22 protein-coding genes are annotated in these 25829 nt (G+C 65.7%); 13 read left to right on the top strand and 9 right to left on the bottom strand.

Features of this window, described 5'->3' with window-relative positions:
* Positions 1–14 precede the first annotated feature (14 nt).
* Genes H7347_RS00625 through H7347_RS00640 form a run of 4 tightly spaced genes read right to left on the bottom strand, consistent with a single transcriptional unit; the run spans position 15 to position 4844 of the window.
* Positions 15–1517 carry an ABC transporter ATP-binding protein gene (locus tag H7347_RS00625; protein WP_152820383.1) on the bottom strand — a complete coding sequence of 501 codons (1503 nt, stop codon included), beginning with the start codon at positions 1515–1517 and terminating at the stop codon, positions 15–17.
* The gene (locus tag H7347_RS00630; protein WP_152820384.1) at positions 1514–2332 is read right to left on the bottom strand and encodes an ABC transporter permease; all 819 of its coding nucleotides are present in this window, start codon (positions 2330–2332) and stop codon (positions 1514–1516) included. Before H7347_RS00630 ends, H7347_RS00625 begins: the two co-directional genes overlap by 4 nt.
* On the bottom strand, positions 2329–3288 hold the full coding sequence (locus H7347_RS00635) for an ABC transporter permease (RefSeq protein WP_152820385.1): 960 nt from the start codon (positions 3286–3288) through the stop codon (positions 2329–2331). Before H7347_RS00635 ends, H7347_RS00630 begins: the two co-directional genes overlap by 4 nt.
* A complete protein-coding gene (locus H7347_RS00640) occupies positions 3288–4844 on the bottom strand; it encodes an ABC transporter substrate-binding protein (protein ID WP_152820387.1) in 1557 nt (518 codons plus the stop codon). Before H7347_RS00640 ends, H7347_RS00635 begins: the two co-directional genes overlap by 1 nt.
* Positions 4845–4971: 127 nt before the next feature.
* On the opposite strand from H7347_RS00640, the gene H7347_RS00645 reads away from it, so the two are divergent.
* Entirely contained in the window at positions 4972–5280 is a 309-nt protein-coding gene (locus H7347_RS00645) for a hypothetical protein (protein WP_152820388.1), read from the top strand.
* 157 nt (positions 5281–5437) lie between these two features.
* Positions 5438–7276 carry a BCCT family transporter gene (locus tag H7347_RS00650; protein WP_186337066.1) on the top strand — a complete coding sequence of 613 codons (1839 nt, stop codon included), beginning with the start codon at positions 5438–5440 and terminating at the stop codon, positions 7274–7276.
* On the opposite strand, the gene H7347_RS00655 is transcribed toward H7347_RS00650, so the two are convergent.
* The 4 genes from H7347_RS00655 to H7347_RS00670 form a co-directional block, all read right to left on the bottom strand.
* Positions 7273–8286 (bottom strand): LLM class flavin-dependent oxidoreductase, encoded by a 1014-nt coding sequence (locus tag H7347_RS00655; protein ID WP_186337067.1) that lies wholly within the window; start codon positions 8284–8286, stop codon positions 7273–7275. The genes H7347_RS00650 and H7347_RS00655 overlap by 4 nt on opposite strands.
* A gap of 65 nt (positions 8287–8351) precedes the next feature.
* Positions 8352–9701, bottom strand: coding sequence for a branched-chain amino acid transport system II carrier protein (gene brnQ, locus H7347_RS00660; protein ID WP_227658926.1), 1350 nt, complete (start codon positions 9699–9701; stop codon positions 8352–8354).
* Positions 9702–9745: 44 nt separating this feature from the next.
* The gene (locus H7347_RS00665; protein ID WP_152820390.1) at positions 9746–10882 is read right to left on the bottom strand and encodes a MalY/PatB family protein; all 1137 of its coding nucleotides are present in this window, start codon (positions 10880–10882) and stop codon (positions 9746–9748) included.
* 52 nt (positions 10883–10934) lie between these two features.
* Positions 10935–12812 (bottom strand): ABC transporter ATP-binding protein, encoded by a 1878-nt coding sequence (locus tag H7347_RS00670; RefSeq protein WP_186337068.1) that lies wholly within the window; start codon positions 12810–12812, stop codon positions 10935–10937.
* A gap of 150 nt (positions 12813–12962) precedes the next feature.
* Here H7347_RS00670 and H7347_RS00675 point away from each other — a divergent pair, with 150 nt between their 5' ends.
* The 4 genes from H7347_RS00675 (at position 12963) to idi (ending at position 16716) form a co-directional block, all read left to right on the top strand.
* The gene (locus H7347_RS00675) at positions 12963–13487 is read left to right on the top strand and encodes a hypothetical protein (RefSeq protein WP_186337069.1); all 525 of its coding nucleotides are present in this window, start codon (positions 12963–12965) and stop codon (positions 13485–13487) included.
* Positions 13488–13648: 161 nt separating this feature from the next.
* The gene (locus H7347_RS00680; RefSeq protein WP_227658956.1) at positions 13649–14287 is read left to right on the top strand and encodes a DUF3558 family protein; all 639 of its coding nucleotides are present in this window, start codon (positions 13649–13651) and stop codon (positions 14285–14287) included.
* 2 nt (positions 14288–14289) lie between these two features.
* On the top strand, positions 14290–16107 hold the full coding sequence (locus H7347_RS00685; protein WP_152820393.1) for a hypothetical protein: 1818 nt from the start codon (positions 14290–14292) through the stop codon (positions 16105–16107).
* 33 nt (positions 16108–16140) lie between these two features.
* A complete protein-coding gene (gene idi, locus H7347_RS00690; RefSeq protein WP_152820395.1) occupies positions 16141–16716 on the top strand; it encodes an isopentenyl-diphosphate Delta-isomerase in 576 nt (191 codons plus the stop codon).
* A gap of 28 nt (positions 16717–16744) precedes the next feature.
* On the opposite strand, the gene H7347_RS00695 is transcribed toward idi, so the two are convergent.
* Positions 16745–18073, bottom strand: a complete 1329-nt coding sequence (locus H7347_RS00695) for a carboxylesterase family protein (RefSeq protein WP_152820397.1) — start codon at positions 18071–18073, stop codon at positions 16745–16747.
* Positions 18074–18113: 40 nt separating this feature from the next.
* Here H7347_RS00695 and H7347_RS00700 point away from each other — a divergent pair, with 40 nt between their 5' ends.
* The 7 genes from H7347_RS00700 (at position 18114) to H7347_RS00730 (ending at position 25825) form a co-directional block, all read left to right on the top strand.
* On the top strand, positions 18114–18338 hold the full coding sequence (locus tag H7347_RS00700; RefSeq protein ID WP_152820399.1) for a hypothetical protein: 225 nt from the start codon (positions 18114–18116) through the stop codon (positions 18336–18338).
* Positions 18339–18727: 389 nt separating this feature from the next.
* The gene (locus H7347_RS00705; protein ID WP_152820402.1) at positions 18728–20575 is read left to right on the top strand and encodes a long-chain fatty acid--CoA ligase; all 1848 of its coding nucleotides are present in this window, start codon (positions 18728–18730) and stop codon (positions 20573–20575) included.
* A gap of 218 nt (positions 20576–20793) precedes the next feature.
* Positions 20794–21477, top strand: coding sequence for a hypothetical protein (locus H7347_RS00710; protein ID WP_152820405.1), 684 nt, complete (start codon positions 20794–20796; stop codon positions 21475–21477).
* A 23-nt stretch (positions 21478–21500) separates the two neighbouring features.
* Positions 21501–22727, top strand: a complete 1227-nt coding sequence (gene hemW, locus H7347_RS00715; RefSeq protein WP_152820406.1) for a radical SAM family heme chaperone HemW — start codon at positions 21501–21503, stop codon at positions 22725–22727.
* Between the two features lie 107 nt (positions 22728–22834).
* Positions 22835–23863 (top strand): heat-inducible transcriptional repressor HrcA, encoded by a 1029-nt coding sequence (hrcA, locus tag H7347_RS00720; protein WP_152820408.1) that lies wholly within the window; start codon positions 22835–22837, stop codon positions 23861–23863.
* A 59-nt stretch (positions 23864–23922) separates the two neighbouring features.
* Positions 23923–25059: a molecular chaperone DnaJ gene (gene dnaJ, locus H7347_RS00725; RefSeq protein ID WP_186337070.1), complete on the top strand. Its 1137-nt coding sequence runs from the start codon at positions 23923–23925 to the stop codon at positions 25057–25059.
* Positions 25060–25078: 19 nt separating this feature from the next.
* Positions 25079–25825 carry a 16S rRNA (uracil(1498)-N(3))-methyltransferase gene (locus H7347_RS00730; RefSeq protein WP_152820413.1) on the top strand — a complete coding sequence of 249 codons (747 nt, stop codon included), beginning with the start codon at positions 25079–25081 and terminating at the stop codon, positions 25823–25825.
* Positions 25826–25829: the final 4 nt, after the last annotated feature.

Raw genomic sequence — 25829 nt, forward strand, 5'->3', positions numbered from 1 at the left:
CCACCTGTGAATTATCACACCACCGGGGGTGTCGCGGCGGCCAAAAGTTCCCTGGTGTAGGGGTGCGCGGGGTGGTTCCACACGCGCTCCACGGGGCCGCGCTCGACGATCTCCCCGCGCCGCATCACCACGACGTGGGTGCACAGGTGACGGATCACGCCGAGGTCGTGAGAGACGAAAACCAGGGTGCGCCGAGGAGTCATCGCGCGGTCGAGGAGATCGAGTATCGCCGCGCGCACGGTCACGTCCAGGGCGGAGACGGCCTCGTCGGCCAGCACGATCTCCGGGTCGGTGGATAGCGCGCGTGCTACGGAGAGCCGCTGGCGCTGCCCACCGGAGAATTCGTGCGGAAAACGCCGCGCCGCCGCCGGGTCGATCCCCACCTGTTCCATGAGTTCGCGGACCCGCTCACGCCGCCGAGCGCGGGGTAGCCGCCCAAGAGGTTCCGTGATCGCCGCGCCTATCCTCATTCGGGGGTTGAAGGAGGAAAACGGGTCCTGGAACACCATCTGCGGGCGCCCGTGTACCTGCACCGTGCCGGCATCTGGCGTCTCCAGCCCCGCGATCATCTTCAGCAGGGTGGTCTTCCCGGAACCGGAGCCGCCCACGATCCCCAGTCGTGTGCCGCGGGGTACCTCCAGATCGATCCCGCGCAGGGCGGGGGTGGTGCGCCCGGAGGAGCGGAAGGTACGGCACAGCCCGGCGACCTCGATGGCGGGCACGCCGGTCTCCTCGGTGGCGCACACCGTGCCGCCAGCATCCTGGGCGCGGGGGGTCAGCGAGGTGGCCGCCACGAGTGCGCGGGTGCGCGGATGATCCGGGTGGGCCAATACGTGGCTGGTTGTGCCGCGCTCGATGATCCGTCCCGCCTCCATCACCAGGAGCCAGTCGCACAGGCCGGCCACCAGGGAGAGATCGTGACTGATAAAGAGCACGGCGATGCCGCGGCGCTCGGTCAGGCGGCGGATCAGCGCCATGATCCGGCGCTGCACGGTGGCATCCAGGGCGGTGGTGGGCTCGTCGCAGATCAGCACCTCCGGGTCCTGGGCCAGCGCCATGGCGATGAGCACGCGCTGGCGCTGGCCGCCGGAGAGCTGGTGGGGGTAGGCCCTAAAGTGCTCGGGTTCTAGGCCCACGTCCGCCCACAACGCCTCGGCGCGCCGGGCGGTCTGGTGCCGCGAGAGGCCGGGCATGGCCCTGGTTAGTTGCCTGCCCACCGCCATCAGTGGGTCGAGGGCGGTCATGGGTTCCTGGAAGATCATGGCGATGCGTCGCCCGCGCACCCGGCGCAGGCCCCGTTCCGGCAGCCCCACCAGTTGCTTTTCGCCCAGGGCGATGCCGCCGCGCACCGGCAGGGGACACAAACCCATCAGTGCCAGGGCGGTGAGGGTTTTGCCGGAGCCGGATTCCCCGATCAGTCCCACGCTCTGCCCGGGGGATAGCTCGAAGGAAAGGCCGGCCACCACGTCGGTGCCGTCGTGGGTGGTCACACCCAGGTCGGTCACGCGCAGGGTCATGGCAGCTCCCTCCGGGGGGCAAAGGCGTCGCGCAGGCCGTCGCCCAGCAGATTGAGGCCCAAGACGGTGGTGGCGATGGCCAGCCCCGGCCACAGCGCCAGGTGCGGCGCGGTGGCCAGCGAGGCCTGGGCGTCGCCCAGCATCCGGCCCCAGGAGGGCTCCGGGGGAGGGGTACCCAGCCCCAGGAAGCTCAAGGCGGCCTCCGCGAGTACCGCCAGGGCGAAGGCCACCGAGGCCTGCACGATGAGGGTGGCGGCGATATTGGGTATGACGTGCACCGCGGCGATGGCCGGGCGAGTGCGCCCCGCCAGGCGCGCCGCGGCCACGTAGTCCTGGCTGAGCACCTGGAGCGCTCCGGCGCGGGTCACCCGCAGGAAGCCGGGAATCCCGGACACGCCGATGGCGATCATGGCCGACCACGTCGATGCCCCCAGGGCCGCTCCGGTGAGGATGGCCAGGAGCAGGGCGGGGAAGGCCATGAGGAGGTCGGCCCCGCGCATGACGGCGGACTCGACCGCCCCGCCGCGCAGGGCCGCCCACAGCCCCAAGGGCACCCCGAGCAGCGCGGAGATGCTCACGGAGACCGCCCCCACCAGCAGCGTGATCCGGGAGCCGGCCATGAGGCGGGAGAGTACGTCGCGGCCGAGGCGGTCGGTGCCCAGCAGGTGCTGAGCGGAGGACCCCTCCAGGCGATGAGCCGGGGAGACCGCGAGCGGATCGTGGGGCGTCCACAGCGCGGAGACGCAGGCCAGCAGGACCACGGCGCCGATCAGCAGCAGGCCCATCCATCCGGCGGTCGAGAGTCGCCGGGTCATGCCGCGGCCCCCCGGGGTGCGTCGGGTGTGCGCAGGCGCGGATCGCACAGCACGGTGGCCACGTCTACTGCGAGGTTGACCAGTAGGATCACTAGCACCAGCACCATGACGATGGCCTGCACCATGAGCAGATCCCTGGTGCTCACCGCGTTGAGCAGGAGTGAGCCCAGGCCCGGGATGACAAAGACCTGCTCGATCACCACGGCCCCCACGATCAGGGAGGTTAGCTGCACTCCTGCCACGGTCAGCACCGGAATGGCGGCGTTGCGCAGGCCGTGGCCGAACAGCGCCGCCAGGCGGGACTGCCCCGTGGCGTAGGCGGTGCGCATGAAGTCCTGGTCGAGCACCTCCGCGAGGGCGGAGCGCACGTACCGGGTGAGGATCGCCGCCTGCACGGCCGTGAGCGCGAGCACCGGCAGCGCGAGCCGGGAGAGGAAGCCCCACGGGTCCTGCCCCGGGGGGATCCAACCGTTGGCGGGCAGCCACCCCAGGCGCAGGGAGAACACGGAGACGAGCAGGATTCCGGCCAGGAAGCTCGGCACGGCGATACCCACCTGGCTGAGCCCGGAGATGATCCTTCCTGCTGTGGTGTGCGTGGCCGCCGCCCCCAGGGGGATGGCGATGAGCAGGGAGAGCACCAGGGCGCTGCCGCACAGGAGGAGGGAGACCGCCGCGCGGTCGAGCAGCAGGGGGGCGATCTCCTGGCCGCTGGCGAGCGACGTCCCACAATCCCCCCGCAGCATGCCCGCCGCCCAGCCCAGGTACTGCTGGGCCAAGGGCCGATCGGTGCCCCAGCGCGCGGAGAGCTCCGCGACGGCCTCGGGTGTGGCGGTCACCCCCAGGGCCACCTCGGCGGGGTTGCCGGGCAGCACGCGCAGCAGCGCGAAAATGCTCAGGCTGCCCAGGACAAGAAGCAGCATAAAGCGCAGAACACATCTGCTCAGGGTGCGCCACATCAGCGGGGCTCCTTTGCGATGCGCGACAGCGGCAGGGAATCTACCACGGCGGTGGGATCAATCCCGGTGATGCCGGGGTGGGAGACCACGATGCTGGGCAGGTTCACCAGGGTGTCGGCGGCGGCCTCCTCCATGATGCGGTCGACGGCCTGGCGCATGAGCGCGGTGCTGCGGGCGGGGTCGTTGCTGGTCTCGGCGGCGTCGAGGAGATGCCTGGTCCGCGGGGAATCGAAGCCGAGGTAGTAGTCCGGGTTGCCGAAAAGGGTGGGCACGTCGCGGGCCTCCACGTGTGCGATCAAGGACATGTCGTAGTGGTGGCCCTGGAGCACCTGGGCCAGCCACACCGCCGGGAACTCCGCGGATTCCAGGGTCACCCGGAAGCCCACGTCGCGCAGCTGGGAATAAATCAGCTCGGAGGCGGTCTGGGCATAGGGAAGGGAGGGCACGGTGATGGTGACCGCCAGGCGCGGATCGCTGCCGTCGGTGGCGTACCCGGCGGCGCGCAGGAGCTCCCGGGCGCGCCCGGGAGCGAAGGGGTAGCGTTCCGAGGGCTCGTACCACGGGTCGGTGGGCGGCACGGGGGCTCCGCCGGTGTCCACGCCGTAGCCCTCCCACACAGTGTCGATCACCGCTTGCCGGTCGATGGCGTACAGGACGGCCCGGCGCACCTCCACCCGGTTGAAGGGGGCGCGCCGGTTATTCATGGACAGCAGCACCTCGCCGTTGGTGGTGCCCACGTCGATGTTCCACTGCCCGCGTGCCCGAAGCGGACCGAGCAGCTCGGGACTTTGCAGCCCCCACAGCACGTCCACGTCCCCGGCCTCCAGGGCGTTGGTGGCGGAGACGGCGTCAGGAAAGTATCGGATCTCTGCGGCGGCATTGGCGGGGGCCGACCCCCAGTAATCCGGGCGGGCGCGCAGCCGCAGGGCGCTGCCCACCGCCCAGCGCTCCACCTCATAGGGGCCGGTGCCCACCGGCGCGGTGGCCAGGCGATCGACCCCCCGCGGGCTCATCATCGCCCCGACCAGGGTGCCCAGGTGCCACAGCCAGGTGGTCGAAGGGTGGTGGAGATCCACCCGGAGGGTGAGTTCGTCGAGCGCGACAGTGGCCGCCACCGGCTCCATCTGCGCTTTGAGCCCGTTGGTCCAGGCGGGGCTGAGCACCCGGTCGAGAGAGAACTTGGCGGTGTGGGCGTTGAAGGCCTCGCCATTGCTAAAGCCCACCCCCGGGCGCAGATAAAACGTATAGCTGGTGCCCTCGGGATTGACCTCCCAGCGGTGGGCCAGGCCGGGGTGGATCTGCCCGGTGGAGTCGATGGTCACCAGCGTTTCGTAGACGTTGCCCATCAGGGCCTGGGGGATGGCGGCACCCGAGGTGGTGGTGAAGTCCAGCGAGGCCGGGGCGGCGTTGGTGGCCAGCACCACGGCAGCATCGGGCGGCCCGTCGTGGGGGGTACCGCTGAGGGCGGTGGAACCGGCGCTGCACCCCGAGGCCGCCAGGGGCAGGCAGGCGATCAACAGGGCCGCCAGGACCCGGGTGGGGCGCCGCGAGAACATGGGGAGCAGCGTAACAGAAGGGGCCGATGGCGGGGACAAAAACATTGCGCGGCGGGTGACGGCGTGCCGCTGACCTTGCTAGACTTCCCTATGGTTTCGATAAAAATTGATCTTTGAAGGAGATCTCATGCTGGCGACCACCCTGCTGCTGTCCGCCCTCCCCCTGGACGCCCCCATCTACCAGGAGCCCATCCTCCCCGAGTCCGTCGCGGTGCAGCAGGAGGCGCAGGCCCCGGCCGTCCAGGGCGAGGCGCACCGATACTCCGGTTCGGGTCCCGCCGCCGAGGCCTTCCAGAAGTGGTTTGCGGGCGAGGAGTTCGTGGCCCCCGAGGCCGAGACCAAGGATTACCGCCCCCTGGAGCTGCCCAATGGCCAGGTGGCCTGGGGCGGCGCCGTGATCGTCAAGGACGCCAACGGGGAGTTCTCCCTCCAGTAGCGGGCGGCGCCGGGTCCGGTTGTCGCGGTGGCGGCGGCCGGGTTGTGTGGCTCCACCGGGCCGGGGCACGGGGCTTATGCCCGTGAGGTGCGTCATGGGCGGGTACTCTGTAGGGAACTTTTCCCGTCCATGATGAAAAGACAGAGGTTGTATTCCCGTGGCCCCACCCCAAAACTCTAAGGCAGCGCCCGTCCGGCGCGGTCTTCGTCTGCAGTCAGACCCCGTGATCTTTCTGACATCCGCGGGCATCATCGTTTCCTTCGTCCTGCTCACCATCGCCCTGGGCGATACCGCCCGCGACGCCTTTTCTCATGCCGCGGGCTGGCTGCTGGATAATCTCGGCTGGATGTACATCGGCGGAGTCTCCCTCATGCTCATCTTCCTGTTGGGCATTTTCGCCTCTCGCTATGGCCGGGTGCGGCTAGGCGATGACGACGAGGAACCGGAACACAGCCTGGTGGCCTGGTTCTGCATGCTGTTCGCCGGCGGGGTGGGGGCGGTGCTGATGTTTTGGGGCGTGGCCGAGCCCATCAACCACGCCTATAACGTGCCGATGGCCGATCACGAGCGGATGTCTCCGGGGGCGATCACGGAGGCCTTTGCGTTTACCTTCTACCACTTTGGCATCCACATGTGGGTGATCATGGCCCTGCCCGGCCTGGCGCTGGGATATTTCATCTATAAGCGCAAGCTCCCGCCACGCCTGTCCTCGATCTTTGCCCCCGTGCTGGGCGGGCGCATCTACTCCACGCCGGGCAAGCTCATCGACGTCCTGGCGATCGTGGGCACCACCTTCGGCATCGCGGTGTCCGTGGGCCTGGGCGTATTACAGATCAACGCGGGTATGCACGCCCTGTGGGGCACGCCGATCGTCAGCTGGGTGCAGCTGCTCATCATCGTGCTCATCACCTCCGTGGCCTGTCTCTCGGTGGCTTCCGGCCTGGACAAGGGGATCAAGCTGCTCTCCAACCTCAACATCGGGGTGGCCGTGCTCCTCATGGGGTTCATCCTCGTCACCGGCCCCACCCTGACCCTGCTGCAGCACACGGTGGAGGCCTTTGGCATCTATGCCTCCTGGCTGCCGGAGGTGATGTTCTGGGCGGACTCATATCAAAATAATCCCGGCTGGCAGGGCAAGTGGACGGTGTTTTATTGGGCCTGGACGATCTGCTGGTCGCCCTACGTGGGCATGTTCGTGGCGCGCATCTCCCGGGGGCGCACGGTGCGCGAGTACATCGCGGGCGTGCTGGCCTTGCCCACGATCTTCGTGGTGATCTGGTTTAGCGTCTTTGGGCGCGCGGGCATGGAGCTGGAGCTGGCCGACCCCGGTTACCTGACCATTCCTGCGGTGGAAGAGGGGGACGTGCCCGCGGCGCTCTTTAACTTCCTGGCGCGGTATCCCCTCGCCGGGGTCGTGTCCGGCTTTGCGTTGATGATCATCGTGATCTTCTTTATCACCTCGATCGATTCCGCCGCCCTGGTCAATGACATGTTCGCCACGGGGGAGGAGGAAAAGACCCCCACCTGGTATCGCGTCTTCTGGGCGGTGATGATCGGGGCGGTGTGCACGGCGCTGCTGCTGATCTCCCCGGAAACGGGCATCGCCTCGCTCCAGGAGGTGGTCATTATCGTGGCTTTCCCCTTCTTCCTCATGCAGTTCGTGATGATGTACTCGCTGCTCAAGGGCATGAGCGACGATGCCGCCGCCACCCGCCTGGTGCGCACTCGCCGCTGGGAGCGTACCGATAGCGCCGAGAAGCTAGAGGAGCACGAAAATCGCCCCGCCCCCGGTTACGATGATGAGGGCAATGCCCTGCCCACCCCGGTGCTGGAGCATGATGACCAGGGCAATATCGTCCTGCCGGGCAACGTGGTCATCGGCGGCGACCTGGGGGTCAAGGGGGAGATGACCGACGATATGGTCGAGGATTCCCCGCGCGTCAAGGTCATCGAGCAGTCCCGGCCGCATGGCGCACGGGAGTGGGAGGAGCGCTAAGTGAGATCCCCGGCTTCGCGCCGGGCAAGGCCCCACGCTTGGGCCAGGATGTCCATCGCGCGGAGGTTCTCCGCCCCGGTGGGCGCCAGCACGGAGATCATGAGCTCGTCAGCCTGGGCCAGCTGGGAGAAGTCCGCCAGGTAGTCGCGCACCTCGGCGCCGGTGCCCACGGCGCTGTAGTGCAGCATCTCGGCGATCTGCTGCCCGGAGGGGGAGGCCACGAGCTGATCCAGGTTGGCGTCGCTGATGTCTCGGTTACCGCGGGCGGCCAGGGTGCGCACTCGCTCGCGCAGCATTTCCCGGTGCTGGCGCTGGGCGTCCTCGTGGGTGTCGGAGGCGGTCACGTTGACCGCGGCGATCACGTAGGGCTCGCTCAGCCGCGCGGAGGGACGGAAGTTCTCCCGATAATACGCGGTGGCCGCCCTAAGGTGCGTGGGCGCGAAGTGCGAGGCAAAGGCGTAGGGAAGGCCGAGCTTGGCGGCCAGGGAGGCCCCGAACATGGAGGAACCCAGGATATAGAGCGGGACGTGGGTCCCGTGTCCGGGAACCGCCTGCACGCCGGGGAGGGGAGATTCCTCGGAGAGGTATCCAGAAAGTTCCGCGACGTCGTGGGGGAAATTCTCGGCGGCGTGGGCGTCGCGGCGCAGCGCCCGGCCTAGCGTGTGCATGTCGGTGCCGGGGGCGCGCCCCAGGCCGAGGTCGATGCGCCCGGGATAAAGCTCTTCTAGCATCCCAAACTGCTCCGCTATCACGTAGGGGGAGTGGTTGGGGAGCATCACTCCACCGGCACCCAACCGGATGGAGGAGGTGTGTGCGCCCACGTGAGAGATCAATACCGCCGGGGCCGAGGAGGTAATGCTCGGCATGTTGTGGTGCTCGGCGTACCACATCCGGTGAAAACCCAGCGATTCCGCGCGCTGGGCCAGCTCCACCGAGCGAGCCAGGGAGTCCCGGGGGCGCTCGTTCTCGTGTACGGTGCAAAAGTCAATCAGGGACAGGGAGGGCGCCACGTAACGATCCTTCGTGCGGTCGGTTGCTTTCTATGCCGCCTCCCACAACGCCCGGGTGGGTCGGATCATTCCGCGGCCACGGGGGACTCCTCCACCCAGGAGGCGCGACGCGGCTTTGCGACGTCGAGGATCGCACCGATGACCGCTCCCGCTACGGTGGGCAGCACCCAGGCCAGACCCTGCTCGGCCAAGGGAGCCCAGTCCACCAGGGGAGACACCGCGGTGAGCCCGAGATCGGCCAGGGTGGTCAGGGCGGAGCACACCACGGCGACCCAGATGGCGATGAGGAAGGTGCGCACCAGGTGCACTCGGCGACGCGCGAGCGGTTCGACGAGGGTGAGCAGGATGAGGGTGATGGCGGGCGGGTAGATGAAGGTGATGATGGGGGCGGCCACGCTGAGCACCGTTTCCAGGCCCATGGTGGCCATGGCAAAGGACATCAGGGCGAAGATGACCGCCCACATCCGGTAGCTGATGCTGGGCAGGAGATATTCGAAGAATTCGCTGGTGGCGGCGATGAGGCCCACCGCCGTGGTCATGCAGGCCAGCAACACGATGGCGCCGAAGAGCACCTGGCCGGGGGTGCCCATCGTCAGCTGCGCGGCGCTTGACAGCAGCCCGGCGCCATCGGCGTAGGAGGTCGGGTCGGGGATGTGGTGGCCGATCAGGCCCAACCCGATGTAGATCGCCCCGAGCAGCGCGCCCGCGCCGAGCCCGGCGATAATGGTGCCGCGCACCAAGGGGGTACCCTCGCGCACCCCCTTGTAGCGCAGGGAGGAGATGACCACGATGCCGAAGGCCAGGGCGGCGATCGAATCCATCGTGAGGTACCCCTCCAGCAGACCAGTGGTGGCGGGGGAGGCGGCGTACTTATCCGCCGGGGCCATCTCCTCCCCATGGAAGGTGCTTAACGAGAGCGCCACCAGCACCACCAGCAGGATCAGCAGCACGGGGGTGAGATATTTGCCCAGGTTGTCCACGATCTTGCCGGGCTTGTAGGCCAGCGCCAGGGCCACGCCGAAGAACACAGCATTAAAGAGCGCGGAGGTGGCAAGGGAGTTCCATCCCGTTAGTGGCTGAATGGCGGTGGAATAGCTCACCGCGCCGGTGCGCGGCAGGGCGTAGAAAGCGCCGATGGAAAGGTAAGCCAGAATAGAGAAAACCAAACCAAAAACCACCCCGCCGCGATTGGCGAGGTCGCGCACGTTGCGCCCGGAGATGGCGATGGCAATGGTGGCCAGCACCGGCAGCACCACGCTGGTGGCCAGGAAGCCGAGAATGGCGGGGGTGAAACTGGTGCCGGCCTCCACCCCCAGCATGGCGGGGAAGATGAGGTTGCCCGCCCCAAAGAACATCGAAAACAGCATGAATGCCGTCACGATGAGGGTCATGGGGGAAGATTGATCTCTGGTCATGAGGTCACCTGTTCTTTAAGCAGGGAGCAAGAATAGGAAATACATTACCCGTGGTGCTGTGACCCCAGGGCAAGACGGTGCACAATGTCCTCCAGGTTTTCTCGCGAGGTGGCAAAGTTCAGCCGGGCGTGGCCTTCTCCGCCGGGGCCGAAGTGTCGCCCGTCGTTGAGGGCCACTCGGCCGTGGCGCAGCAGGTGCCCCGCCGGATCGTCCGTGGCACCCAGCGCGGTCTCGCGGAAATCCAGCCACATGAGGTAGGTGGCCTTAGGCCGGGCGATCCGCAGGCCGGGGATGCGTCGCGGCAGCTCCTCGACGAGCCAATCGCGGTGGTCACGCAGGCAGGCCACCTGCCGATCGAGAAACTCCTCGCCGTGGCGGTAGCACGCTGCGGCGGCAAACACGCCTAGGGTTCCCACGCCATCCTTAACCACCGGGTTTAATCCGCGCCAAACGCGCAGGTCGTCGGGGTTGCTCAGGATCATCTGGGCGCACTTGAGGCCCGCGATGTTCCACGCCTTGGAGGTGGCGGTGACGGTCACGCAGGTCTGCGCGGCCTCGTCCGAGAGACCGGCGGCGGCGACGTGATCGCCGTCGAGTACCAGCGGGGCGTGAATCTCGTCCACGAGCACCCTGGCGCCGTGGCGTTGCGCCAGGGCCACCAGGTCGTGCAGGAACTCCTCGTCGAAGGTGTACCCCAGCGGGTTATGGGGCGAACACAACAGTATCGAGCCCGCGCCCTGGGCGAAGGCACGCTCGATCTCGTCGAGATCCAGCCCGCCGCGGGCGTCCACGTCGACCCGTTCGCGTCCGGCGGCATCCGGGATACTTAAAAAGGGAGGGTAGGCGGGGGTGGGTACCACCACGGGGGAATCGGGGCGGGTGAAAAACTGTACGGCTAGGGTCAGGCCGCGCACTACATCGGGCACCTCCACGATGGATTCGGGGTCGGGCCGCCAGCCGTAGCGGTGCTCGGAGAAATCCGCTAGCGCCTCGGGGACCTCCGAGGTTGCGGGGGTATAACCGAAGGACTCCGCCGCCACGCGTTGGGCGATGGCCTCCTTGACGGCGGGGCAGGTGCTAAAGTCCGACTCCGCGATCCATGCGGGCAGGACGTCGTCGGGGTAGGCCGTCCACTTGCGGGTGCGGCGGGTGCGCAGGGTATCAAGATCGGGTGTGTGCATGGTGATCTAGGGTAGCCCCTCGCTCCGACTTTTACTAGACCAAGCGGTCTATTTATTCATCGCCCTCCTCCTGTTCCTCCGCGAACTCCCGGAATCCAAAGCGGGCGAGGCGGCGGCGATCGGCCTCCGAGTCTGAGGACGTCAAAGCCAAAAGCTGGCTGTAAATACCGCCCGAGACCGCCAGCTGCGCGGGCGTGCCTACCTCGTCGATGCGGCCGCGATCGAGGGTGATGATGGTATCCACGTCCGCGATGGTGGACAGCCGGTGCGCGATCATCAAGGTGGTGCGCCCCGCCATGAGTTCGTTCAAGCCCGCCTGCACCGCGCGTTCCGCTCGGGTATCCAGGGCGGAGGTGGCCTCGTCCAGAACCAGGATCGGGGCGTCCTTGAGCATGGTTCGCGCCACCGCGATGCGCTGTTTTTGTCCTCCGGAAAGTCGCAGGCCCCGCTCGCCGATCACGGTCTCGTAGCCGTCCGGGAATGCCATGATGAAGTCGTGGGCATGGGCGCGCCGGGCCACGGCCTCGATCTCCTCGTCGCTGGCGTCCGGGCGGGCATACGCGATGTTCTCTCGAATCGTGCCGGAAAACAGATTTGGTTCCTGGAACACTACGCCTACCGACGCCCGCAGGGCCTGCCCGCTGACATCCGCCACGTTGTGGCCGCCTACGAATAATGCGCCGCGGGTGGGCCGATACAGGCCCAAGAGAAGGTGAACGATGGTGGATTTTCCTCCCCCCGATTCCCCGACCAGGGCCACCCGCTGACCCGGAGAAAGGCAAAAGGACAGGGAATCCAACACCGGTTTGTTCGCCTCGTAGGAAAAGGACACGTCGCGGAACTCGATCATCGGCCGGCCCTCGATGGGAACAAGCGCATGCGTCGGGGTGAGATCCAGGCGCGGAACGTCATTGCTGGCGGCGGCCGCTACGATCTCCTTTGTGGCCGTGGATTCCGGCTCCTGGGACATGACCTCAAAGTAATCCCGCGACCCCGCGATGGCCCGTTGGGCGGAATCCACGATCCAGCTCATCATGAACACCGGCTGGCGGGCCATGTTCACCAACTGGATCAGCATGACCATATCGCCCAGGGAAAACAACCCGTGCAGCGTACGATAAAAAATCAGCGTGTACATACCCAGGAAGATGGTGTTCATCGCGGCGCCGCGCAGCGTGTCCATCGAATGCCAAAACCGCGACTGTTCGCGCGTGAGCGCGACGGTGCTGCCGTAATGCCGGGCAAAGGAATCAAGTTCCCGTGGCTCGGAGACAAAGGACTTGGCTACCTTCACCTGGCCAATGACCTCTGCGAACCGCCCGCCAGCCCTATCCATGTGCTCATTCTTGGCCTTCTCGATGCGCTGCCAGCGCTTGCTGGTCAGGGCCGTGAGCCACATATACAGCGGGAAAAGTGCGGCCAACAGCAGTGCCAGCGGCCAGTAGCACCAGCCGCAGATGCTTAACACCGCGCCCACCGTGACCAGCATAGGAAAAAAATTATTGGAAAAAGACTGCAGGAATTGGGTGATCGAGGAGATGGAGCGATCCAGCCGCGCGATGATTGCGCCCGTGGCCTGCGCGTCAAAATAGCTCTGCGGCAAGGCCAGCAGCTGGGAAAAATAACGCGTGGAAAGGATCTGACGCATCCGTGCCGCCATCATGTCACCGACGTAACCGCCAATATTATTCATCAGCGTATAGCCCAGCTCGGCGGCAAACAGGGCCAGCGCTAACCACAGGATCCGCTCGACCACGGCCGGAGTCGCTCCCGACCCACCCACGGCCGCCACGATCGTATCCGTGGTGTGCTTGAGGATGAACGGAAACGCCAGGGACAACACCGCGCGGATAACGGCGGTGACGATAATCCCCAGGTAATACGGCCACAGTGCCGAGGTGCTGCGCAGGATACGGGATAAGGACTGCACGCAAAAGCCTCCGGAAGAAAACTCAGGGAATCGGTGCGGGGCGCACCAGGGCGACCATTATGCCATCGCTTGCCGCGGGTACCCGATACTTGGTTACAATCGAACGCTGATAAGCCAATACCGCAACGGCAGGAAGGCGCAAGGGCCGACGTGAAGAAGAAAACAACCATCGCCCTCGGGGGACTGGCGCTGTGCTGCACGCTGGCACTGACGGCCTGCTCCGCAGGCAGCGAGGGAAAGGTGGGCGACCCCGAGGGATCCATCGAGGTGACCACCTCCGAAACCCCCGCCTACCAGCCCCGCGACGTGGATACCATCGTCACGAATAACAAGGCGGAACCCGTGGTGGACACCGGCCTCAACGTGCGCTGGCACATGCAAGGCACCGTGGGAGGCGACGCTGGGGGATCCATCATCACCGTGGAGATCACCAATCTCAACGACGTACCCATCCCCCCGGACGCCATCGGTGACCCGATCTTAACCATCAACGGCGGCACCACCGTGGATCGGCTCGACGCGGCTGCCTCCGGAGTGGGAGGCCAAGACGGCCTCGACCGCCCGCTTGGGGCCCACGCCACCACCAACCTGCGCTATGCCTTCGACGTCGCTCCGGGCAACCTCTACAACGCCGCTTTTGAGATCGGCAACGTCAAATTCGAGGGAAGGCTCTAGGTACCAGTCGACGAACGGGAACGTAGCGGGTATCGCCGGAGTCTGGCGATACCCGTTTTTTATGGAAAAAATCTCCGGGAACCGGACGGTACACGGTGGAGTCTAAGTAGAACGTGGGCGCGGGCATAGCTGTGGCGCTCACGGACAGACCACCAACCGTGATGGAGGTTCTCGCTATGGCACTATCTGCGCTGTGCCGTGCACTGATGGCGCTACTGCTCATTCTGGGGATTGGGGTTGCGGCGTCGTGTTCGGCTGCACCGGAGCACGCCGCTGATAGCGCTGCTACGGCCTCCGCGACCACTGCAACGCGCGCAGCGGCTCAGCGTGGCGATGAAAAGCACGGCGGTCTGCCGTTCGAAGTGGGGGAATGGGATCTCAATGACCCCAACTTCCGATTCTTTGACCCATGTACGGAGATACCGGCAGAGGTATTTATGGAGGCGGGGTTGGGGGAGAAGATCGGGGAGGTAAATTTTCCCGAAGGTAATTATTCTACTTGCTTTTTTCGTGTTAGTTTATCGGGGGATGTGGGTGGGGAATTGTCTGTTTCTATATTCTCTGACCTTGTAAGGAAAGATAAGTATAAGGATTCGAGGATTGCGGTATTGGAGGATGCTGATGCTCGAGGTATGTCTCTGGTGAGGGATTTGAATTCCCCTGAAGGTTCGTGTGCTACTTCCATGGTAACCAATCGTGGTAGGTGGGGTGTTGATGTTGCTTCCGTGTATGGCATCCAAGATGGGGCAGTGTGTGACCATGCGAAGGAAATCCATAATAAAATCATTGAGAGGATTTAACTATGTCTGGTATGATTATTAATTTGGGAAATATTTCCAAATCTATTGTGGAACTATCTGGCATTTCTCGTACTGCAAGTTCCATTGCTTCTATCCCTCTCCGATCAACCATCAACGGCAGTTTTTCTGCAGTCTCTGGCTTGGATCAACTGGGTAACTATCATGGGGTTGTTCTTATGGGAGGCCCCGGTTCGGCGCGTAGTGTGTTGGAGTCGTATGCGGAGCAGGTGGAGTGGCTAAAAAATGCGCTTCAAGCCAGCGCGCATGCGCTCCATGAACAGAATGAGGCTTTTGCTCGCAGTCTTGATCGTGCAGAGGAGGGCAACCTGGGGAATGTTGGTGGTGCCGCTTTTCCACCGCGTCCGGTTCCCAGGTATGAGCCCTTTGTCTTTCCCGCTCCGGTGGTGGGGCCTGCGGGGTCGATTCACCAGTTGGCTGCTGCCTTTGGTGCCACGCAGATTGGTCAAGCCCAACAGGCCGCGGCACTGTGGGGGAAAATGGCGGCCGGAATCGGTTCCGTGGCGGCGGGTCTGGTGGCGGTGGCCGCAGATCTAAGGGTGCATAATTACGGCGATGTGGTGGATTCCGCCATTAAGCACGTGGTGGAAGTGGCGGATACCGGTAAGGCGTTTGCCCGCAATGCCGCCTTGATGGTGAGCAGCACCATGAATCTCGCTCCGGTGCAGCAGCAGGGTTCCCAGTTGGTATCGGCTATGCAAAGCGCGATTAACGCCATGCCCGAGCCGGAGGAAAAACAGGCGGCGGAAGCTGCTTTTTTGCAGGCATTTCCGGCGGCTTATACTCCGATGTTGTTGCCGGGTGTTCCCGTGGTGAGGTCTTTAACTGACCCGTCCTTTAGCCTCTCTCTGGGCAGTCTCATTCCCACGGGAATGGGGCCCACAGCAGGGAAAGGGCACAAGCATGATGCCGCTGGGCTTCGCCCCGCAGGCGAACGGGAACTACACAGAATCATCCAGGCGGCGCGGCGCGTGGGGGAGGGCGGAAAGGAAACCTTTGCGGAGGTTCTGGCGCGTACCCCTACCGTGGGGGAGACGTCTTCCGAGGCAGTTGGCACGGTGAGCGCGGCGGCGAATACGGCTGAGGCCGCAATGTCGCCAGTTTCTTCAGTGCCGGGTGGTGCCTCCGTGGGGCATGCGGGTGCTGGAACTGCGGCGGCCAATCCAAGTGGAGTTTCCGAGGTAGTCTCGCCGGTGGCGATGGGGCGCCCGGGTATGGGAGCGATAGGTGCGATGGAGGCCGGTCCTGCAAGTCGATCCGGCGACGTCGCCCAATCACAAGGCGGGGCAGTAGCTCGCGACCGGGCTGGGATGGCTCCGGTCACCCAGCTGAAACCTCATGATGTTTCCACTTCGGCGGCGTCGTGGGCGGGGCCCGCAGCATTGGGTGGGCTGGGTAGCCCAGGCGTGGCTCGAGGGGGTACCCCGCCGTTCCTCGGGGCACATCCCGCGGCGATGCTGTCCGGCGCGGGTTCTGGTTTCGGCGCATCGACCTTGGGCACCCATCACGCCGGCGGCATCGCCCCGGCCGGTATGACACCCGTGGGAGTCGCCCAGGGTTCGTCTGCCGCGCCGGGTACCCGTCTCGGAACGGGGGGCGCGTCTGCAGTGGGTGGTGCTGCCGCGCGCTCGCAAACGTTCATGGGTCCGATGCCCGGTGCGGCAGGCGGAGGGCAGGCAGGCCGAGGAAAGAAAATTAAGACGGTCACGTCTGCGGTGGAGGAAAACGAGAATGTGCGGGCCTTGTTGGGTGATCGGCCCCCGGTGGTGCCGGGGGTCATTGGACACTGGGCACGAGGTTAGGCTGGGATTCCTGGTGGGCGGTAGGGTAGGCCCATGATGTCCACGGGCAGCCCGGCGGGGTCGGAGTTGGTGGTGCTGAGCGATGAGGAGGGCAATCCCGTTGCAACAGCTCCTAAAGAAAGCGTGCATACAGGCGATACCCCTCTTCACCTGGCTTTTTCTTCCTACCTTGTAGATGCCTCCGGCCGTTTTTTGCTCACGCGGCGGGCGTTGGGGAAAAAGACATGGCCGGGGGTATGGACGAATAGCTGCTGCGGGCATCCCGCGCCCGGGGAAAGCACCGAGGCGGCCGTGCGCCGCCGCTTGGGGCAAGAGCTGGGGATCGTCCCTGCCGAGATTGACCGGTTGGTAGAGGTGCTGCCGGACTTTCGATACTGGGCGCGCGATTCCTCGGGGGTGGTGGAAAACGAGATATGTCCAGTCTTTGTGGTATGCCTCGCCCCGGAAGCGCGGGTCGCTCCCGCTCCCGCGGAGGTAGCGGCGTGGGAGTGGTTGTGTCCCGCGGCCTTGCTGAAGGCGGTGGAATGCGCCCCAGCGGTCTTTTCCCCCTGGATGATCAAGCAGCTTGCCCATGAGGAACTGCGTGCGGCGCTGCTCGACGTACCCTAGATGGCTTTGGTGCTCGAGGGGCAAGGCGTTATCGCGCCCCGGCGGACTTCCACGGGATGTGGTGGGTAAAAGCCAACCGCACGGGCTTGAGGGGATCGTTTTGCGTGTATAGGGAGCCGGAGAGGGCGTCGTAGATCGCTACCGTACGCCCCTCGGAACGTCGGTAGCGTGGCCACGGTGGCGTGGTGTCGCGGGCGAAGTCCACCATGATTCGGTGAATCGTGCGGCGAGAGGGCTGGGGCCGGAATACTAAAGGCAGGTCGTCGCAGTGCAACATGGGGTGGTCCTCGGTGCCTTCGTATTGGAGTACCCAGCATTGGGCGGGAGCGTTTTCGGCGGTGTCGGAAACCCAGCGGCGGATGCCGGAATCACCGATGAGTTGGGACATCTCCCGATGGGGATAGATCTCGCGGGCGGATTGGAGATAGGAGGAGGCCGGTATCTCTAGCCCCATCGTCTTTGCCATCACTCGGACGGCGATGCCGCCGCGTCCGCGCCGGTCAAGACGGGAGACGAAGGGGACAAAATGAAAGCACTCCTCCCGCGTGCAGGTGATAAGAATGGGGATATTGACCAGTTCGCTCGCGGCAAAGGGACCAGGACCTAAGGCGAGATCGTGGAAGAAGCGGGAGCGCAGGCGGCGGTAGCCGCGGCGTAGCTTTTCGGGGTTTTTCTCCGCGAGCTCGGTGAGGTGTCGGCGGGTAATGGGGGTGGAAAGCAGGCGGCGCAAGGTCCCCTTGCGTTGGGCGAAGGTGCCGCGTGGGTAGGCGGGTGACATGGCGATGAGGCGTCGGAATGCGCCGCGGTAGTGGTCCCGTCGGGTGAGCCAGAGGGCGATTCCCGCGCCCGCGGATTGCCCCATCAGGGTGACGTTGGTGGGGTCGCCGCCGAAGTATTCGATGCACCGCTGCACCCATTCCAGGCCCCACTGGCAGTCGGCTACGCCCCGGTAGTGGTGGTCCTCGTCGTCGCTCAAGTGGGCGAAGCCGGGCAGGCCGGTGCGATAGCCCAGGCGTACCATGATGACCCCGGCCTGGGCCATGGCGGTGCCCTTGGAATCCTCTTCCTCGTGGGTGCCGGAGTCGTAGGAGCCGCCGTGGATGTAGACGATCACGGGTAGATCGTCCCCCACGGAGGCCCCGGGCGGGGTGGTGATGCTCAGGGCGACGTGCTCGGGGTGGGCGACGGTGGCGTCGATAAGCTCTCCGGCGCTGCCGCGGCGAGGCCGGGAATCATGGAAGGGACCTGGAATAACGCAAAAATTGATGGAGCTAAATTCGTTGTGGGTGGGGTGGGCCGCACCGCGGAAGCGGCCTTCGGGGGTGCGAACGGTCACAGTGGAGGGCGCGGTAGACATGGTTGAACCTTAGCAACTTTGGCACTCTACGATGGTGGGCATGACTGCGCTGTATGACTGGTGCGTGCAAAGCCTCGTGGCTTCGCCGTTGGCGCTGCACATTGCTGTGGTGTTGGGGGTGGTGCTGCCCGCGTGCGCGGTGGCGGCATTATTCTTGCAGCGTGCCGTGGATGTGGTGAGCGGCGGCATATGCCGCCTGTTGCCTCGCGGAGGCGTGGCGAAGGTACGGAAAAACAGTGAGAAGGAGCCTCCCCTCGATGCCTAACTCAGAGGAACTGCGCAAGCAGGATCGAAAATTGCCCAGGTCCAAGCGGCGATACCCCACCTCGTGGGTTACCCAGTCGTTGTGGATTCTTCTCGCATTGGTGCTGGTAGCGTGGCTGGTTTCCTTGGTGTGAGAAGGTCGGAGCGGGCCTCTTTTCCCTTGCGGGTGGTGACGGCCCCATTTTAGGGTATTCTGTGTGTAACATCACCAGTTATGCGTGATCTGTGATTATCGCTATTTCCTGGTGGAAAGATACGATGATGCTTCACGCACGGCCCGCTCCCCGGCCGAGTAGGTTTGGGGCCGAACCGTGGGTGGGCCGAGGTCAAGGCCGCCGGATAATAGCGCAGTCGGCACTATGCAAGGCGCCATGGAGCGAGGAGAGTGAGATGGAAACGCAGGAGCTCAAGGAATACACCGCACCGGCAAAGTATGAGGTCAAGGAGGGGGAGACCTGCCTGACCGCGCTCATCGATCAGGCGCGATCGCGCCCCTACAGCGTGTTGTTTTCCCGCCCCGCGAACTACGAGTGGGTCAATGTCACCGCCACGGAGTTCATCGAGCAGGTCTTTGAGGTAGCCAAGGGGCTCATCGCCGCGGGAATAGAAAAGGGCGACCGCGTGGTGTTGTTGTCGAACACCCGCTACGAGTGGACGCTCTTCGACTACGCCATCTGGGCGGCGGGGGCGGCCTCTGTGCCCATCTACCCCTCCTCCTCCATGAGCCAGGTGGAGTGGATCGTGGAGGACTCGGGTGCGGTCTTTGCTATTACCGAGACCCAGGCGCATACGGATATGCTCAGCCACCTGGTGCTCGACGAGGACGGCTACCCCCTGCTCTCCGGTTCTGCTTCCAAGCTCACCCGCGTGTTGGAGATCAATGCCTCCGCCGTGGAAACGCTGCGCTTCGAGGGGCGTGACATCACCGACGAGCAGGTATGGGAGCGTATTAAGGGCACGAAGAGCAGCGACCTTGCTTCCTTGGTGTACACCTCGGGTACCACCGGCCGACCCAAGGGATGCATTCTCACCCACTACGCCTGGTTGAGCGAGGTGCGCGCTCTGCTCACTAATCCCATCGGGGCGTTTGCTGCCCCTGGTCGCCGCGTGCTGACGTATCTGCCATTGGCGCACGTGCTGGCGCGCGCGGTGTGCCACGCGGTCTCGATTGCCGGTGCGACCCAGTCGCACTGGTCGGATCCCTCCACGCTCACCGTGGAACTCCCGCGTTCTAGGCCCAACCTCCTGCTGGGTGTGCCCCGCGTGTTCGAGAAGGTGCGCAACGCCGCCGCGGCCCAGGCGGCCGCCAAGGGCGGTGTGGGCGCGGCGATCTTCCGCCGCGCGGAGAAGATCGCCATCGAGTACTCCAAGGCACTGGATGCCCCGGAGGGGCCCACCCGCTTCCTCGATACTCAGCGTCGCCTCTACGACCGCCTGGTGTACTCCAAGATCCGGGAGGCCATCGGCGGGGAGGTCGGCTACTGCATCACTGGTGGTTCCCCGATGGGGCACGATCTGCTGCACTTCTTCCGCGGCGTGGGCGTACCGGTCTACGAGGGCTACGGCCTGACCGAGACCTGCGCGGCGGCGGCCGTGGACTTCGAGGATCAGAAGATCGGCACGGTGGGTAAGCCCGTGGGCGGCGTGTCCGTCAAGATCAATGACGATGGCGAGATCATGTTCCGCGGCAACGTTTTGTTCTCTGGGTACTGGAATAACGAGAAGGCCACGCGCGAAGCCTTCGATGCCGAGGGGTGGTACAACACCGGCGACCTGGGCGAGCTGGATCCCACCGGGCACATTCGCATCACCGGGCGCAAGAAGGATCTCATTGTGACTGCGGGCGGCAAGAACGTTTCCCCGGCCCCGCTGGAGGATCTGCTGCGCTCCCACCCGCTGATTAGCCAGGCGATGGTGGTGGGCGATGGCAAGCCGTTTATCGGAGTGCTCATCACCCTGGATGAAGAGGAGCTGTCCCGCTGGAAGCACGGCCGCAACATCCCCGAGTCCCGGCCGGTGCGGGAGGTGGCCGCCGACCCCGTGCTGCGGGCGGAGATTCAAGACGCCATCAACGCCGCCAATGCGACCGTCTCGCACGCGGAGGGGATCAAGAAGTTCCACATCCTGGATCGTGATCTCACCGAGGAGGAAAACGAGCTGACCCCCACCATGAAGGTGAAGCGCAACGTGGTTGCGGAGCGCTATGCGGAGGAGATCGAGCACATCTACCGGCGCTAGGTTGCTGCGGGGGTCGGGGAAAGACGGGATCGATGCAGAAGAGGGGGCATCGCCGCGCGGGGCATGGGGGATTCCTCCATGCTCGCCCCCGGCGCGCCGCGCGCCCGAGCGGGGATGGGTGGCCTAGAGTCATCTCCGTTGCCAACCCTCAAGTAGCCCTTGAGCCCCGGCCGTGGGCAGCGGCCGCCCGAGATCGCGGAAAGGAAGAGCCCGTCACCATGCACCGCATTGCCGCCGAGCTGCGCCACCGCGAACTCACCCAGGAACTCTACGACATCGGCGATGAGGTGGCGGAGTACATCGAGCACATCGCGCAGGCCATCGCGGACTGGGACGTCGAGCTGGTGAGGGATTGCCTGGCGGAGTTCGAGGAGATCGTGGCGGACGCCCGCGTGGATGCGCGCGTGGCGATAGGGGAGCTCACGGGCCTGCGTCAGGCGCTCACCTCGGGCCTGCGCTCCGGGAGGTTAAGTGCGCGGCCGCGGCCGCAACCCGGCACCGAACCCGCGCTGATCGACGCCTCGGCCCTGCGCGCCCGCCATCCGCTGGATTCCTCCCCGGTGATCGTGGCCGAGCTGGTCGGCGCACTCGATGCTCGCACGGACTCCGCCCAAGCCGCCCTGGCGGCGGTGGTGGATTGGGTACTGGAGACTACCGACGTGGCGGCGAACGATCTGGAGGCGTTCAGCCTCCCGCACGTGTATTTCCGCGTGCGTCGGGCGGTACTCGCTACCACCGAGGGCTGGCTTGACAGCGTCGCCCGCGAGCATCCCGCCTATGCCCGGGCCAAGCGCGGGCACCATCCCCCCGCATTCCTCGCGGAGCGCGCGCGGATCGACGCCGTGGTGGCGCGCGTGGCCCAGCGCAGGCGTCAGGCCACCGGGTCCGGTGCGGCAAGCTGACCCGCCTGGCTAGGGTAGTGCCCATGAACCAGGATGATCCTTTTGGTGTGTACGTCCATGTGCCTTTTTGCGCTGCGCGCTGCGGCTACTGCGATTTCAACACGTACACCCCCGGCGAGCTGGGAACCTCCGCCTCGCCGGAGACGTATCTGGATGCGCTGGAAAAGGAGCTTGACCTGGCCGCGCGTTACGCGGCGCGCCGTGGTCTTGATCGCCCTGCGCAGACGGTATTCGTGGGTGGGGGTACTCCCTCCTTGCTGGGGGCGCGGGGCCTGGGTCGCCTGTTGGCTGCGGTGCGCCGTTCCTTTGGAATAGCGCCGGGCGCGGAAATCACCACGGAATCGAATCCGGAGTCTACCTCCCCGGAGTTCTTCTCCGGCTTGCTCGAGGCGGGATTTACGAGGGTGTCGTTGGGGATGCAGTCCGCGGCCCCGCATGTTCTGGCGGTCCTGGAGCGCCGCCATACCCCGGGGCGTGCGGTGCGCGCCGCCGGGGAGGCCCTGACGGCCGGCTTTCAGCATGTGAACCTGGACATGATTTACGGCACCCCCACGGAGACGGATGCCGACGTGCGAGACACAGTGGAGGCCATCGTGGGCGCTGGGGTGGATCACGTGTCCGCCTACTCCCTCATTGTGGAGGAGGGTACCCGCATGGCGCGCAAGGTGCGCCGCGGGGAGCTGCCAGCCCCGCAGGACGATGTGGTGGCGGCCCGCTACGAGATGATCGATTCCGCCCTGCGCGCCGCAGGCATGGAGTGGTACGAGGTATCCAATTGGGCGCGGCCTGGTGGGCGGTGCCGCCACAACGAGATCTACTGGCGCGACGGTCAGTGGTGGGGCGCGGGGCCGGGGGCTCATTCCCACATTGCCGGCGAGCGCTTCTCCCATCTGAAACACCCGGCCAGCTATGCGCGTGCTGTGAACCAGGGGCACCTGCCGATAGCGGAAAGGGAGCGCCTGACGCAGCAGGATAAGCACACCGAGCGTCTCATGTTGGGGCTGCGCATGCGGCGCGGCGTGCCTGCCGCATGGATCGCTCCCCGGGCGTGGCCCGTGGTGGAGGATTACCGCGAGCGCGGCCTGCTGCGATGCGTGAGCGCCGGGATGGCTGACCCTGAGCCTACCGATGTCCCCGATACTGAGGAGGGGCTGCGGGTGGCGGTGACGGAGGCCGGGAGGCTGTTTGCCGATGGCATCGTGGCGGATCTCCTGGTGGCGGAGGAGATCGGGGAGACCTTAGGACTTTAGGGGCAGAAAGGCTGCAGGGCCTTGGAAAAAATTACGTAGAATAATGCCTGGGAGCGAGCCCAGGGCAAGCAGCGGGGACGCAGCGATGAGGACGGAGGTGTATCAACATGGCTGGTGCCACCGATCACCGCCGCCGCGAGGTGTTGCGCGCCATCGTGGCGGATTATATCGCCTTGCAAGAGCCGGTGGGCTCCAAGGCGCTATTGGAGCGGCATAAGCTCAATGTCTCGTCCGCTACCATCCGCAACGATATGGCCATGCTGGAATCCGAGGGATACATTCAGCAACAGCACGCCAGCTCGGGGCGCATTCCCACGGAAAAGGGCTATCGGCAGTTTGTGGATTCCATCCACGAACTGGCCCCGCTGTCCGCCCCGGAGCGCCGAGCCATCTTGACCTTCCTGGAGGCGGGGATCGACCTGGAGGACGTGCTGCGGCGTTCCGTGCAGTTGCTCAGCCAGCTCACCCGCCAGGTGGCGATGGTGCAGCTGCCCACACTCACGGTGTCCAAGATCAAGCACTGCGAGGTGGTGGCGTTGTCCCCGGTGCGGTTGTTACTGGTGCTCATCAGCGATACCGGAAGGGTGGAGCAGCGCAATGTGGCCCTCGACGAGCCGGTGAACGAGGCCCAGGTGACGCGCCTGCGCCAGACGCTCAACGCGGTGCTAGAGGGACAAAAGTTTGCCGAGGCCTCGGTGCGGTTGAGTGACCTGATGGCCCAGGGGCCGGACGACCTGCGTGGGGCGCTGACCCGTACCTGCACCGTGCTCATCGAGACGCTGGTGGAGCAGCCCACGGATCGGCTTATCCTCGCGGGTACCTCGCATCTGACCCGTATGGCCTACGATCTCCCGGAGAACCTGCCGATGGTGCTCGACGCCCTGGAGGAACAAGTGGTGGTGCTGCGGCTGCTCGCGGACACCCCGGAACCGGGCTATGTCCACGTGCGCATCGGGGAGGAAAATGAAAACGAGGAGTTTCACGGGGCCTCCGTGGTGACCACCGCCTACGGGGCGGATGGCGCTTCCCTGGGTGGGCTGGGCGTGGTGGGGCCCACCTACATGGATTACACGGGCACCATGTCGAAGGTTTCCGCGGTGGCGAGGTATGTCAGCAGGGTGCTCGCGGTGAAGTAGGGGCGCTATTACACTGTCTCGGGTATGTACTGGCACCGACTAGGAAGCACCGTGTAACTGTGGCTCGTGATTACTACGGCATTTTGGGCGTGAGCTCCTCCGCGACCGAGCAGGAGATTAAGAAGGCCTATCGTTCCCTCGCCCGGAAGTATCACCCGGATATTAACCCCTCGGAGGAGGCGGCGGAGAAGTTTAAGGAGGTTTCTACCGCTTACGAGGTGCTCACGGATCCGGAGAAGCGCCGGATCGTGGATATGGGTGGGGACCCCCTGGCGCAAGGCGGGGCCCCCGGTTCCGGGGCCGGGGGCTTTAGCGGCGGGGGACTGGGCGATATTTTCGAGGCCTTTTTTGGTGGCGGCGCGGCCTCCCGGGGGCCGCGCTCGCGGGTACAGCCGGGCAACGACGCCCTGCTGCGCATGGAGATCAGCCTCGAGGACGCCTACGCGGGAGTCCACCGCGAGGTCACGGTGGATACCGCCATCGTGTGTGATCGCTGCCAGGGTTCCGGCTCGGAGTCGAAGGCGCAGGCCGTGACCTGCGGCCACTGCCAGGGCATGGGCGAGGTGCAGGAGGTTCAGCGCTCCTTCCTGGGCAACGTGATGACCACCCGCGAGTGTCCTTCCTGCCACGGCTATGGGGAGATCATCGAGGATCCGTGCAGCAAGTGCGATGGCGAGGGGCGGGTGCGCTCGCGCCGCGACATCACGGTGGCGGTGCCCGCGGGTATCGCCAGCGGCATGCGCATCCGCATGTCCGGGGCGGGCGAGGTTGGGCACGGCGGCGGCCCCGCCGGCGATCTCTACGTGGAGGTGAGCACCCGCGAGCACCCCGTGTTCGAGCGCGAGGGCGATGACCTGCACGTGACGCTGCGGCTGCCAATGGTCGATGCCGCCCTGGGCACCGTTGTCATCATCCACGGCCTCGACGGCACGGAGCGCGAACTGACCATCGCCCCCGGTACCCAACCCGCCGAGCGCCTGCGCATCGACGACGCCGGCATGCCCCACCTACGCCGCGAGGGACACGGCGACATGCTGGCCCACATCGACGTCGTAGTGCCCACCGAGCTCGACGAGCGCACCCGTTCCTTGCTGACCCAGGTGCGCGAGCACTGCCGCGATTCGGCCACGGTACAGCGCAGCGACGACGCGGAGGAGGGGCTGTTTAGCCGCCTGCGCAACAAGTTCCGCAAGTAGCGGCGAGAGGAACCGCGCGATGTCGCTTCCCGTTTTCCTCTGCGAGACCCTCACCGAGCAGACGCCCCTCGGTTGGGTGTTGATGCTCGACGGCCCCGAGGGTCGCCACGCGGTCACCGTCAAGCGCCTGCGCGTGGGTGAGTCGGTGGAGTTGGTCAATGCGCGCGGGGTGCGGGCGCGCGCCGTGGTGCGCGAGGTGCATGGCAAGACCGCCCTGAGTGCAGAAGTACGAGACCTCGTCGTGGAGGCCCCGCCCCGTCCCCGGGTCACGGTGGTGCAGGCGCTGCCCAAGTCCGAGCGCTCCGAGTTGGCCATCGACCTGGCCACCCAGGCCGGGGCCGATGCCTTCGTGCCCTGGCAGGCGGATCGATGCGTGGCCCGTTGGATCGGGGCGAAGGAGAAAAAGGGGAGGGAGAAATGGCAGGCGGCGGCCCGCGAGGCCGCCAAGCAGGCGCGCCGAGCCCGGGTGCCGGAGGTAGCCGCGCCGGTGGACACCGCGGGCCTGGTTGAGATGCTGCGCGCGGCCCCACAGGCCCGGGCGCTGCTCCTGCACGAGGAGGCCGCGGTATCGCTGAGCGCCTGCGATCTTGATTCGGAGCACCTCTACCTCATCGTGGGCCCGGAGGGCGGCGTGGGGGAAAAGGAGGCCGAGCGGTTGCGCGGCGCCGGGGCTATCCCGGTGCGGCTGGGCCCGGAGGTGTTGCGCACAGCCAGCGCGGCGATGGTGGGTCTCGCCGCGCTCGGGGTGCTCACCGACCGCTGGTAGGCTG

The organism is Corynebacterium sp. zg-331, assembly GCF_014267345.1.
Lineage (GTDB): Bacteria > Actinomycetota > Actinomycetes > Mycobacteriales > Mycobacteriaceae > Corynebacterium.